Annotated in this window: 10 protein-coding genes; 7 read left to right on the top strand and 3 right to left on the bottom strand. The window is 33.5% G+C overall.

What is annotated here, in order from left to right; all coding sequences use genetic code 11:
• The first annotated feature begins 337 nt into the window (after window positions 1-337).
• The gene (locus DFR66_RS06735) at window positions 338-2,497 is read left to right on the top strand and encodes an alpha/beta hydrolase family protein (RefSeq protein WP_114754070.1); all 2,160 of its coding nucleotides are present in this window, start codon (window positions 338-340) and stop codon (window positions 2,495-2,497) included.
• Window positions 2,498-2,593: 96 nt separating this feature from the next.
• Here DFR66_RS06735 and DFR66_RS06730 read toward each other — a convergent pair whose 3' ends face one another.
• Entirely contained in the window at window positions 2,594-3,637 is a 1,044-nt protein-coding gene (locus tag DFR66_RS06730) for an NAD(P)-dependent alcohol dehydrogenase (protein ID WP_114754069.1), read from the bottom strand.
• Between the two features lie 213 nt (window positions 3,638-3,850).
• Between DFR66_RS06730 and DFR66_RS06725 the strand changes: the two genes are divergently transcribed.
• Both DFR66_RS06725 and DFR66_RS06720 read left to right on the top strand, forming a co-directional pair.
• A complete protein-coding gene (locus tag DFR66_RS06725; protein ID WP_114754068.1) occupies window positions 3,851-4,285 on the top strand; it encodes a DUF6526 family protein in 435 nt (144 codons plus the stop codon).
• A gap of 98 nt (window positions 4,286-4,383) precedes the next feature.
• The gene (locus tag DFR66_RS06720) at window positions 4,384-4,953 is read left to right on the top strand and encodes a pentapeptide repeat-containing protein (protein ID WP_114754067.1); all 570 of its coding nucleotides are present in this window, start codon (window positions 4,384-4,386) and stop codon (window positions 4,951-4,953) included.
• Window positions 4,954-5,566: 613 nt separating this feature from the next.
• On the opposite strand, the gene miaE is transcribed toward DFR66_RS06720, so the two are convergent.
• Together miaE and glyA are read right to left on the bottom strand one after the other, a co-directional pair.
• Window positions 5,567-6,160, bottom strand: coding sequence for a tRNA-(ms[2]io[6]A)-hydroxylase (gene miaE, locus DFR66_RS06715; RefSeq protein WP_114754066.1), 594 nt, complete (start codon window positions 6,158-6,160; stop codon window positions 5,567-5,569).
• Between the two features lie 121 nt (window positions 6,161-6,281).
• On the bottom strand, window positions 6,282-7,556 hold the full coding sequence (gene glyA, locus DFR66_RS06710) for a serine hydroxymethyltransferase (RefSeq protein WP_114754065.1): 1,275 nt from the start codon (window positions 7,554-7,556) through the stop codon (window positions 6,282-6,284).
• A 108-nt stretch (window positions 7,557-7,664) separates the two neighbouring features.
• Here glyA and fahA point away from each other — a divergent pair, with 108 nt between their 5' ends.
• The 4 genes from fahA (at window position 7,665) to DFR66_RS06690 (ending at window position 12,690) form a co-directional block, all read left to right on the top strand.
• Window positions 7,665-8,948 (top strand): fumarylacetoacetase, encoded by a 1,284-nt coding sequence (gene fahA, locus DFR66_RS06705; protein WP_114754064.1) that lies wholly within the window; start codon window positions 7,665-7,667, stop codon window positions 8,946-8,948.
• 154 nt (window positions 8,949-9,102) lie between these two features.
• Window positions 9,103-10,287: a hypothetical protein gene (locus DFR66_RS06700; RefSeq protein WP_114754063.1), complete on the top strand. Its 1,185-nt coding sequence runs from the start codon at window positions 9,103-9,105 to the stop codon at window positions 10,285-10,287.
• Between the two features lie 473 nt (window positions 10,288-10,760).
• The gene (locus DFR66_RS06695) at window positions 10,761-11,378 is read left to right on the top strand and encodes a GNAT family N-acetyltransferase (RefSeq protein ID WP_114754062.1); all 618 of its coding nucleotides are present in this window, start codon (window positions 10,761-10,763) and stop codon (window positions 11,376-11,378) included.
• A 118-nt stretch (window positions 11,379-11,496) separates the two neighbouring features.
• Complete coding sequence (locus DFR66_RS06690; RefSeq protein WP_114754061.1) at window positions 11,497-12,690, top strand: argininosuccinate synthase; 1,194 nt, start codon at window positions 11,497-11,499, stop codon at window positions 12,688-12,690.
• Window positions 12,691-12,830: the final 140 nt, after the last annotated feature.

Raw genomic sequence — 12,830 nt, 5'->3', positions numbered from 1 at the left:
TAAGTAGGTCGGCGAAAGAATCTTGCATTTGTATATAATTTGGAAATACAAATATCTAGATTTTAATATTTCCCCACAACTTTTAGACTTGATCCGTTCTGTGCCTTTAAGTGTATTTGAATCTTATATGGATGAATGGGCTAATCAACAAATTAATTAATCATTTAGCATTAGATGCTTTTGAAAAAGAAAGGATATCCAAAACCCATTTTTATTTTATATTTTTACTAAAACAAGAACACAGTCATTAACGAAACAAACCAATAAATGAAAAATATATTGGATTCAATTATGTTTTGCCTGACAATTAACAACCAACCCTACTAAAATTAACACTATGAAGAAACTTTCAATCGTACTATTATTTTTGATACAATTACAATTCTCAATTGCTCAAAATGGAAAAGAAGCTGTTGATATTACAGATATGTTGAAAATTAAAACTGTAAGTAACATAACACTTACAAAGGATGGAAAACGAGCTGCTTTTACAGTGACTTCTATTGAACCCGATGAAAATAATAAATTAGATTACAAATATCGAACACAGATTTATACTACTACAATTTTAAACAATGCTGCACCAGTACAACTTACTACCAATAAAGATGGAGCTACACGACCTGCATGGAGCCCTGACGGCAAAAAAATTGCTTTTAATCGTTCTGTAGATGACAAAATGCAAATTTTTATATTATCGATGGAAGGTGGCGAACCCATACAATTGACGAAACACAAATACGGTGCTACTAATCCAAAGTGGTCGCCAGATGGAAAAAAAATACTTTTTTCATCAAGTATTCCACTAAAAGAGTTGCTTCAAGATTCTATTTTAAACAAATCAAAAACAATTCCTACTTGGAAAATGGAAAAGCCTGGTTTTGATAAAAATGAACATTTACTTCCATATAAAGAGAAACCAAATCCTAATGGAAGTTTATCAGAAATCAGAGCCTATTTAGATAAAAATGCTACAGACAAAAAAGCAATTGTCTTAAACAAATTAAACTTCCAAAGTGAATCGAATATTTCTTCAGATATGAATTTTAATCACTTCTTTGAAATAAATGTTTCCAAAGATGCTGAACCACGATTACTTACTAAAGGATTTTATAGTTTTAGTAGTGCTGACTATACACCAGATGGGAAACAAATAATTTTTTCCGGAGATGTAGACACTGTAGAAAATGCGGATCGATCATTAGAAAGTGAGATTTTTACAGCTGATACCAATGGCGAAAATTTTAAAATGATTTTAGGCGAAAACGGAAAAAGATACAACAGTGCTACTATATCTCCAACAGGAAAATGGCTGGCTTTCTTGTCCAGTAATACCTCTTTTATAAGTGTCCCTTCCTTGTCAATAATGCCCATGAATGGTAGCGAGAAAGATATTATAACCATCCCGTTTGATAGAAATAAATCGAATCTAACCTGGAGTAATGATGACAAATATTTATACTTTACTTCTCAAATGAACGGTGGGAATGTATTGCACAGAATTAACCGATTAACAAAAAAAATAGATGTTTTATCCAGTGTTGATTCTGGTATTTCAAGTTTTGATATCGTAAATAACACTATTGTATTTTCTAAAACTCAGGTATCAAATCCTTCTGAATTATATTTTGCTGATGCCAATTTAAAAAATGAATATAAAATAAGTGAATTTAATGATTGGGTTACAAATAAAAAATTATCTTTTCCTGAAAAGAAAACATTTGTTAACGATTTAGGAATGACTGTAGAATATTGGATCATGAAACCATCAAACTACATACAAGGAGAAAAATATCCGTTACTGTTAGAAATTCATGGTGGACCATCTGCAATGTGGGGTCCAGGTGAAGAAAGTATGTGGCACGAATACCAATATTTTTGTAGTAAAGGTTATGGCGTCGTTTATAGTAATCCAAGAGGTTCCGGCGGATATGGTTTAGATTTTTTAAGAGGTAATGTTAATGATTGGGGCAAAGGTCCTGCAAGTGATGTATTAACTGCATTAGATAAAACCGTTGAAGAAGGTTGGGCAGACAAATCTAAGTTGCTTATTACAGGAGGTTCTTATGCAGGTTATCTGACAGCTTGGATCATCAGTCATGATAATCGTTTCAAAGCGGCTTGTGCACAACGTGGCGTTTATGATCTTAACACTTTTTTTGGTGAAGGAAATGCATGGAGATTAGTTCCAAATTATTTTGGAGGATATCCTTGGGAGCCAAAAGTAAAGGAAATTTTAACTCGTGAATCACCCATAAATTATGTCCAAAATATCACAACACCATTTATTATTTTTCATGGTGGCAACGATCGTCGTACCGGTTTTATTCAGGCAGAAATGATGTTTCGCAGTCTAAAAGTTTTAGATCGTCCAGTGGAATTTGTAGTACATCCGGGAGCAACACATGAAATCACTAGAAATGGTGACAATCGCCAACGAATGGATCAAATGTTACGAACTTATGAATTTTTTGAAAGATCGATTGAAAAAAAGTAAAGGAACTGATAACATACTTTAATCCTTTTGAATTTAAATTCTAAAAAAAAGCCCTGCACATTATAATATGTACAGGGCTTATATTTTAACTAGTAGCTACAACGTAGCCATATCTATCACAAAACGATAGCGCACATCTCCTTTTACCATTCGGTCATAAGCATCATTGATGTTTTTTATATCAATCATTTCTATTTCAGAAACAATACCATGCTCTGCGCAATAATCAAGCATTTCTTGTGTTTCAGGTAATCCACCAATTAATGAACCAGCAAGACTTCTTCGTCCGCCTATAAGACTAAAAGCGTGGATTTCATAAGGAGTTGGAGGCACTCCCACACAAATATGTACTCCGTTGACTCTTAATAAAGATAGGTACAAATTTAAATCATGCGGTGCAGAAACCGTATCCAAGATAAAATCAAAATATCCAGCAGCCGTTTTAAGTTGTTTGGCATCTTTAGTAACAATAAATTTATGCGCTCCTAATTTTTTAGCATCCGCTTCTTTTTCAGGAGAAGTACTTAAAACAGTAACCTCAGCACCAAAAGCAACCCCAAATTTAACTGCCATGTGTCCTAAGCCACCTAAACCCAAAACAGCCAGTTTATGCCCTTTTCCAACTTTCCAATGCTTTAAAGGAGAGTAAGTCGTAATTCCGGCACACAAAAGCGGCGCAACAGCAGCTAAATCTAATTTGTCAGAAACGTGCAACACAAAATCTTCGTGGACTACTATTGTATTCGAATATCCACCATATGTTGGCGTTTTTCCATCTTGTCCTAATGCATTATAAGTTCCAGTACTTCCGTTTGAACAAAATTGCTCTAAACCTTCCTTACAGTTTTCGCACGTTCTACAGGAATCTACCAGACATCCTGTCCCTGCTAAATCTCCTATCTTAAACTTTTTGACTTCGCTTCCTACTTTTATTACTTTCCCCACAATCTCGTGTCCTGGAACCATTGGAAAGATTGCTCCTCCCCAATCGTCTTTTATTTGATGAAGATCACTATGGCAAACGCCACAAAATTGAATGTCGAATTGCACATCATGCGGTCCTACTTCACGTCTCTCAAAATTCCATGGTGCTAAATCAGTTTTAGCATCTTGTACAGCGTATCCTTTTGTTGGTATCATAATTATTAATTTTTATTAAAATTATGGAATTTATCTCAGTAAGAGGTTATATCATTATAAAGGTTTTTTACATAATTTACCAATGCCATCGCTGTAAAAGAAAAGTAACCACAGATATGTACAAAACTTATATAATTTTGGTTTTTCACCAATATAAAAAATGCTTAATTCACAGAGTACGTTGTTTTGAGTATCTTTAAAAAAAATAAAATTATGGAAACTCAATCCTATAAAAATCACATACGATACTATCCCCTTCATCACTTTGTGTACTATCCCATAATACTAACGTTTTTAGTTTTCAGTGTTTATTTTAGTTTCACCACTGAAGATTCATTAATTTGGGCGTTTATCAGCGCTGTTTTTGTAGTGCTTTTTTGCCTTGCCTTTATGTTGCGCCAACATTATGCGTTGACTTTACAAAACAGAATCGTTCGTCTGGAACTTCAATATCGTTATTTTTCTATTACTGGAAAAAAATTAGAGGATTTTGAACAGCAATTAAATGACGACCAACTATTTGCATTGCGTTTTGCCCCAGACAATGAATTTACAGCACTGACTCAAAGAGCACTGTATGAAAATCTTTCGGGAAAAGAAATCAAGAAAGCGATTCAGCAATGGAAGGGCGATTACGAACGAGTTTAATCCTCCACAATAAAATAGCAATTTACTCCGTAATACGGTTCTAAATTTTGTTTCTTTGTTCCCAAAACAGCACTACAAACTGAATTTAAAACCCATAAATGGCAGAATATTTTTTAGATATTGAATACAAAGACATTACGTACAAGGAAGAAGAAGTCAATTTTAAGGAATTTGAGTGCTGTACGTTTACCAATTGTAATTTTTCTCCATGTTCTTTCGTTGCGGTTACTTTTATCGACTGTGTATTTAATGATTGTACTTTTAGCAATGCCAAAATAAACTATGTAGCCTTTAGAACCGTCACTTTCAATCGGTGTGAAATAAAAGATGTAAATTTTGCCATGTGCGATAAATTAATTTTTGAAATTGCTTTTAATGATTGTGTTTTGGATTTTTCCAAATTTTACACTTTAAAAATCAAAGGAACTTCATTTACCAACTGCAGTATTATTGCTGTCGATTTTATGAGCACTGATTTGACCGAAGTAGTTTTTGAAAACTGCGATTTATACCGTTCTGAATTTGCAAAAGCAATTGCCAACAAAGCTGATTTTAGAACTAGCTATAATTATACGATTGATCCCAAAACCACAAATTTAAAGAAAGCCATTTTTGCTTTAGAAGGATTGAAAGGATTGCTCTATAAACATGAAATTATTGTTAAATAGAACTTTAAGAAATTATTTTCCCATCTTCTATCATTATTACTCTAATCGTTTTCAAATCAAAATCAGTGTCGTGGAAAATTACCTGTAAAGTCTGATTTCTAAACTCGAATTAATTATTAATTTTAAGTTATTGTTTAGATTCATTAATTAAAGTATAAGTTTCTTAACAATCATCAGCTAAATGAGTGTTCATTAAATCTTGGTGTAATTACAAATATGGATATACATATAAAAAAACTAAATAATAATAATAATAATAATAGTTAAATCTTTTTTTTTGACTTACTGTTTTTTTTTCAAACATTGAAAGTGTTAATCCAATCACTTTTTTAACTAAGATGATAATTACCTACATTACTGCAGTTTAACTCATTTGAAATTTCGATTTGCATTTACCTCTACTAATTTATAATTTTTTTCTTTCAATCTTTTAAAGAATAATAAAATTCTCATTGGATGTGAGTAAAAAAAGTAGTAGTTGCCAAATGATTTAATTTAAATTCTAAACATTCTGTTCTTTCAACCGCTTCTAATTTAAAAATATCTGCCTTATTTAATTTTTAAATGGTACAGTATTAACTAAATTCAAAACCTAAAGTATTCTTGATAAAAATTACCCGTGAATTGTTTCGTTTTTGCCATAATTAGCAATAACAGACTCTTCAAATTCTAACCAGTCTCTCCAACGTTTTTCGACATCAATTCCTACACCATATTTTCTTGCATAGGTAATAAAAGTAGTATAATGTCCTGCTTCACTTTCCATTAAATCTCTATAGAAAACGGACAATTCAACATCGTTTATATTTTCAGAAAGCACCTTAAAACGTTCGCAACTTCTAGCTTCAATCATGGCTGAAAACAATAATCGTTCCACTAAACTAGAAACTCTGCTTCCATCGCTACTTTTTTTCATGTACAAATACAATTCGTTAACGTATTCGTCTTTGCGTTCCCGACCTAACTTCAAGCCACGTTTTATTATAATATTATGAACCTGTTCAAAATGATCGATTTCTTCTTTGGCAAGAGCTAATAAATCCTTGACCAGATCCTGATGTTCTGAATTGTTGGTTATAATAGTAATCGCATTTGTAGCGGCTTTTTGTTCGCACCAAGCATGATCAGTCAAGATTTCTTCTATATTTTTTTCTACAATATTGACCCATCTTGGATCTGTAGGTAATTGTAATCGTAATACACCCATTTTTTTAGTCTTAAAGTTAGAAAGTCATAACGTCAAAAGTCGAAAGCCAAAAGTAAGACAGAATATTAAATTCTATTCAAAGACTTTCGACTTTCGACTTTAAAACTTTATGACGTATTTATTAGTATACGAAAATAGCTCTTTCGCTCATCATTTCGTTTACTTCATTTGCTACAGCTTCGATAACATCTTCATTGGTATGATCTACCAATACTCTGTCAATCAAAGCCACAATAGTTTCCATATCCTCTTCTACAAGACCACGAGTGGTAATTGCAGCAGTTCCTACACGAATACCTGAAGTTACAAATGGTGATTTATCATCAAAAGGAACCATGTTTTTATTTACAGTTATTTCTGCTTTAACCAATGCATTTTCGGCATCTTTTCCAGAAATATTCTTGTTTCTTAAATCTATCAACATCATGTGATTATCCGTTCCACCAGAAATGATTTCGTATCCTCTTTTTACAAAAGCATCCGCCATAGCGTTAGCATTTTTTTGTAATTGTAAAGCATAAGTAAAAAATTCATCTTTCAAAGCTTCACCAAAAGCTACTGCTTTAGCAGCTATAATGTGCATTAATGGACCACCTTGATTTCCAGGGAAAACAGCTAAGTCTAGTAAAGATGACATCATTCTGATTTCGCCTTTTGGTGTGGTTAAACCAAATGGATTTTCGAAATCTTTACCCATTAAGATTAATCCTCCACGAGGACCACGTAATGTTTTGTGAGTTGTAGTTGTTACAATATGGCAATGTGGCAATGGATCATTCATCAACCCTTTTGCAATTAGACCAGCAGGATGTGAAATATCAGCTAATAAAATAGCACCAACACTATCAGCAATTACTCTGAAACGCTCAAAATCCATATCACGGGAATACGCCGAAGCTCCTGCAATAATTAACTTTGGTTGTTCTCTTGTTGCAATTTCTTGAATTTTATCATAATCTAACCTTCCAGTTTCCTTGTCTACACCATAAAAAGAAGGCGTATACAAACGACCTGAAAAGTTCACTGGCGAACCATGTGTTAAGTGCCCTCCATGTGACAAATCAAAACCTAAGATTTTATCACCAGGTTTAATACAAGCGTGATAAACCGCTGTATTGGCTTGTGAACCAGAGTGTGGTTGTACATTTGCGTAAGCAGCACCAAATAATTCTTTGGCTCTGTCAATAGCAATTTGCTCCACAACATCAACTACTTCACAACCGCCGTAGTATCTTTTGCCAGGGTATCCTTCAGCATATTTGTTAGTTAAAACAGAACCAGCAGCTTCCATTACTTCGTCACTTACGAAGTTTTCTGATGCAATAAGTTCTAATCCGTGAATTTGTCTTTCTTGTTCTTCCAGAATAAGGTCAAAAATTTGTTCGTCGCGTTGCATTTTTTTGATTTTCGTTAATTTGTTGCAAAAATACAAAAAAACGTTTGGTTAATAGTTAGATTATAATATATTTGATGAGTAATTTTTTAACAATACAATTAACAAAATATGCCAATAACAGCTAACGATACCAATAGAAAATCATGGCTAGAAGTACCTGCCAACAGTGATTTTCCTATTCAAAACATTCCTTTTGGTGTATTTCTTACCAAAGAAAACATAGTAACCGTAGGAACCAGAATAGGAGATTTCGCCATCGATTTGGGAGCTTTACAACAATTAAATTATTTTGAAGGCATTGAACTGACCGATGATATGTTCATGCAGGACACTTTGAATGATTTTATTTCTGATGGTCAAAAAACATGGCGTTTGGTTAGAAACCGAATTGCAGAACTTTTTGATGCAAAAAATTCGAAATTACAAGATAATGCCAAAGATAGAGACATCATAATTTTTAGAATGGAAGATGTAGAAATGCAATTACCAGTACTTATTGGTGATTACACAGACTTCTACTCCAGCAAAGAGCACGCTACCAATGTAGGGAAAATGTTCCGTGATCCTGAAAATGCTTTGCTTCCTAACTGGCTCCATATCCCTGTAGGCTATCATGGTAGAAGTTCTACAATTGTTCCTTCTGGGATTCCGGTTCACAGACCTATGGGACAAACGTTGCCAAATGGGGAAACTACACCGGTTTTTGGCCCTTCTCGTTCCGTAGATTTTGAACTGGAGACAGCATTCATAACTACTGATGTCAACATTATGGGTGAAAACATATCGGTTACCGAAGCTGAAGAGTATATTTTTGGAATGGTTTTACTAAATGACTGGAGCGCACGCGACATTCAAAAATGGGAATATGTGCCACTAGGACCGTTCTTAGCAAAGAATTTCGCCTCTTCAATTTCACCTTGGATTGTGACTATGGATGCCTTAGAACCGTTTAGAACTAAAGGACCAAAACAAGAACCTACTCCTCTTCCCTATTTACAGCAAAAAGGAAAACATTCTTTTGACATTAATTTAGAAGTTGCCATTCAGCCAGAAAAAGCGGAAGCAACAATAATTTCTAATTCTAATTTTAAATACATGTACTGGACCATGAGTCAGCAATTAGCACACCACACTTCTAACGGGTGTCGTGTAAATTCTGGCGATATGATGGGATCTGGAACCATTTCAGGACCTACTCCAGACAGTTTTGGTTCCATGTTAGAATTAACTTGGGGCGGAAAAAATCCAATAAAATTGAAAGACGGTACGGAACGTAAATTTATTAATGATAACGATACCGTAATCATGAAGGGATATTGTCAAAACGGACATGTTCGTATTGGTTTTGGTGAAGTTTCCAGTAAGTTACTACCACCTTTCGTAAGAAAATAAAAATTAAATTACCAACATTAAAACCTAACAATTGCACTATTTTTGTTAGGTTTTTTTATGGCATTATTTTTGGATTTCTGCAAATCAGAATAAATAATCTGTTAATAATAAGCAGCATTACATTCAAAAAAAATCACATCTCAATCGTAAGCTTATGAAAAAAATTACTCTTTTATTATCCTTATTCGTACTAATTTACTCCTGTGGCGTAAAGCAAACTCAAAATTTATTAAGTTCTGGAAATTACGATCAGGCAATTGATAATGCCGTATCCAATTTGCAAACCAATAAAGATAAAAAAGGAAAGCAAGATTATATTTATTTGCTCGAAGAGGCTTTCGCCAAAGCTAAAGAACGCGATTTGAATGCGATAAATTTGTTGGCAAAAGACGCTAATCCTGTACAATTGGAAAAAATGTACAATACCTATTTACAATTGAATTCCCGTCAGGAAAAAATAAAACCTTTACTTCCTTTGAAATTAATTAGAGAAGGAAGAAATGCAATTTTCCCATTTGATAATTATAACGACCAAATCATTGACAGTAAAAACGCGCTATCAGCTTATTTATATGTTAATGCAAAAAAACTACTGTCGACATCAGACAAAATGAATTACCGAAAAGCGTATGATGATTTGGACTATTTAAACAAAATAAATCCAAATTACAAAGATGTTTTACGATTGATGGACGATGCACAATTTAGAGGCTCTGATTATGTTTCGGTTTCCACCAAAAATGAAACCAATATGATTATTCCAGTTCGTCTTCAAAATGATTTATTAGATTTCAGCACATTAGGATTAAACGATAAATGGACTGTTTATCATAATAACAAACAAAAAGGAATAAGTTATGACTACGAAATGATAATCAATTTTAGACAAATTTTCATTTCACCCGAACAAATTAATGAAAGAGAATTTGTAAAAGAACGCATTATCAAAGACGGTGTCAAAAAACTAATTGATGCTAACGGAAAGGAAGTTTTAGACGAAAAAGGAAAAGTAGTTATGGTCGACAACCTGAGAACAGTAACAGCTCAAATTTACGAATTCAGACAATTTAAGTCGTGCCAAATTACAGCTAAAATTGACTATATTAATGTTAGAAGCAATCAACTACTGCAATCTTTTCCATTATCGAGCGAGTTCATTTTCGAAAATATTTATGCCACCTTCAAAGGAGACCGAAGAGCTTCTGACGATAATTACTATTCTTATTTTGACAGAAGACCAGTTCCTTTTCCTAACAGCGAACAAATGGTTTATGACACCGGAGAAGACTTAAAAGCCAAAATTAAAGATATCATCACCCGAAACAGGTTTAGAAACTAATCCTAAAACAACTGTACTATCTTATAAAAACTCCTTGATAACCAGACTTTCAAGGAGTTTTTATGTTTAAAAAAATCAACAATACATTAAAATTTTGTTAGAAAATTCTAAAGTAGCGTTGCGTTTTAAAAATAAGTGTACTTTTGCACCAATGAATAAAACAAGTTCACATTTAACTTCTTTGTCACGGACAAACAGACCTTCTACTTCTCCCGAAGTACGGATGCTATCTCTATAGTACCCAAAAGCTGTTTCGTTTTATTATTCATTTTTCATTTTTTCATTTTGAAATCACCGCTATTTTCCATTGGATTATTACATCCAAAAACTAATATATATTTAATTCTATTGCATTGTTTTTCAATTTATTGCAAAACAACCAGCCGTATTAATAGTATTTTTGAATTTGGCAAAATTACATTTCAAAAACCAACACATAAATCATTTTATAACTATAAAATTCAGCTTTTGAAATGAATATTTCTATCATTATAACTCAGGAAGAACATTATAAGTATTCGCAAGAAATATGCGATACCATAGAATTATCTGCCCTTTTGAGAGGTACTGGAATTGCTAAGAGAACTCCTGAATACATCCAGAAAAAAATGGAAAGTAAAGATGCTGTCATTGCATTAGACAATGGAAAATTTGCAGGTTTTTGCTATATCGAAAGTTGGCAACACGGAAAATTTGTGGCACATTCCGGGTTGATTGTGCATCCTGATTACAGAAATTTAGGTCTAGCCAAAAAAATCAAATCATTTGTTTTTGACTATTCATTAAAGAAATATCCTGATGCGAAGGTATTTGGAATCACAACTGGTTTAGCAGTAATGAAAATAAACTCTGATTTAGGTTACAAACCCGTTCCATTTTCGGAACTGACAACTGACCCTACTTTTTGGGCTGGATGTAAAACCTGTACCAATTTTGAAATTTTGCAAAGCAAAGACAACAAAATGTGTTTGTGTACAGGAATGCTTTATGATCCAAACGAAAAGCCTAAAGACCCACCTAAACATCCATTTAATATCAAAATATTAAACCGATTAAAATCAATTAAACAAGCCTTGTTCTTAAAAAAATAAATCCCCTCCCCTCCCGAAAGGGAGGGAGCAAAAGAGAAAAAATATAAATAAAATTCCCCTTGCCGGTTTCGGCTCCCCCTCCTTCGGAGGGGGTTGGGGGGAGGAAAAAACAATAATCATGAAAAAAGTAGTATTAGCATACAGCGGAGGATTAGACACCTCATATTGCCTTAAATATTTAAAAAACGAAAAAGGATACGAAGTACATACCGTTCTTATAAATACAGGCGGATTTGATGAAGCTGAACTCGCCGCTATCGAAGAAAGAGCCTACGAATTAGGAAGTGCGCAACATGCAAATCTTACCATCGTAGATAAATATTATGACAAAGCCATAAAATATTTGATTTATGGAAATGTGTTAAAAAACAATACCTATCCATTATCCGTAAGTGCAGAGCGTGTTTTTCAAGCGATTGAAGCGATTAAATATGCGAAATCTGTCGGTGCTGAAGCCATCGCTCACGGAAGTACCGGTGCAGGAAATGACCAAATTCGTTTTGATTTAATTTTCCAAACCATTGCTCCTGAAATTGAAATCATCACTCCTATCAGAGACTTGAAATTATCAAGACAAGAAGAGGTGGATTATTTATCAAAAAATGGCGTTCATTATTCTTGGGAAAAAGCGCAATATTCCATTAATAAAGGATTGTGGGGAACAAGCGTAGGTGGTAAAGAAACATTGACATCAAATCAATCGCTACCAAGTGAAGCGTATCCTTCTCAATTGCAGAAAGAGGGTGAAGAAAAAGTAACGCTACAATTTGAAAAAGGACAATTAGTGGGCATCAACGGGACTATGGACAAACCATCAAAAAACATTGTAGTCCTAGAAAAATTAGCCAGCGCGTATGCAATTGGTAGAGATACTCACGTTGGCGATACCATTATCGGAATTAAAGGAAGAGTTGGTTTTGAAGCTGCTGCTCCTTTAATCATTATTAAAGCACACCATTTACTAGAAAAACACACATTAGGAAAATGGCAACAATACTGGAAAGAACAGCTAGGAAACTGGTACGGAATGTTATTTCATGAAGGGCAATTCTTAGACCCTGTAATGAGAAACATTGAGACTTTTCTGGAAGACACACAAACAACTGTAAATGGAACTGTTATCGTTTCTCTAAAACCATATCACTTTACATTAGACGGAATTGAATCTGAAAATGACCTGATGAACACCTCTTTTGGACAATATGGAGAAATGAACAACGCATGGACCTCTGATGATGCTAAAGGTTTTATCAAAATTCTTGGAAATGCCCAAAATATATTTTCATCTGTAAACAAACTAACACATGATTAATAAAAAAATTTAACCACATAGAAGCATAGAAAAGAAGAGTTAAATAGCCCATTTGTGGGTTCACATAGTTATGATTTTCTCTAATAAAGTACAACGGCTTTCAAAAATTATTAAATCTATGTGGTTAAAAAAAATAAAAA

This window comes from Flavobacterium glaciei (assembly GCF_003350545.1).
GTDB lineage: Bacteria > Bacteroidota > Bacteroidia > Flavobacteriales > Flavobacteriaceae > Flavobacterium > Flavobacterium glaciei.
Note: the sequence above shows the minus strand (reverse complement) of the source record. Positions and strands in the feature narration are given on the sequence as shown.

Excerpts from the sequence above, each read along its gene's own strand:
- DFR66_RS06730 (WP_114754069.1), bottom strand. The coding sequence starts at position 3,637 with ATGATACCAACAAAAGGATACGCTGTACAAGATGCTAAAACTGATTTA.
- DFR66_RS06725 (WP_114754068.1), top strand. The coding sequence starts at position 3,851 with ATGGAAACTCAATCCTATAAAAATCACATACGATACTATCCCCTTCAT.
- fahA (WP_114754064.1), top strand. The coding sequence starts at position 7,665 with ATGCCAATAACAGCTAACGATACCAATAGAAAATCATGGCTAGAAGTA.
- DFR66_RS06720 (WP_114754067.1), top strand. The coding sequence starts at position 4,384 with ATGGCAGAATATTTTTTAGATATTGAATACAAAGACATTACGTACAAG.
- glyA (WP_114754065.1), bottom strand. The coding sequence starts at position 7,556 with ATGCAACGCGACGAACAAATTTTTGACCTTATTCTGGAAGAACAAGAA.
- DFR66_RS06690 (WP_114754061.1), top strand. The coding sequence starts at position 11,497 with ATGAAAAAAGTAGTATTAGCATACAGCGGAGGATTAGACACCTCATAT.
- DFR66_RS06695 (WP_114754062.1), top strand. The coding sequence starts at position 10,761 with ATGAATATTTCTATCATTATAACTCAGGAAGAACATTATAAGTATTCG.
- miaE (WP_114754066.1), bottom strand. The coding sequence starts at position 6,160 with ATGGGTGTATTACGATTACAATTACCTACAGATCCAAGATGGGTCAAT.
- DFR66_RS06735 (WP_114754070.1), top strand. The coding sequence starts at position 338 with ATGAAGAAACTTTCAATCGTACTATTATTTTTGATACAATTACAATTC.
- DFR66_RS06700 (WP_114754063.1), top strand. The coding sequence starts at position 9,103 with ATGAAAAAAATTACTCTTTTATTATCCTTATTCGTACTAATTTACTCC.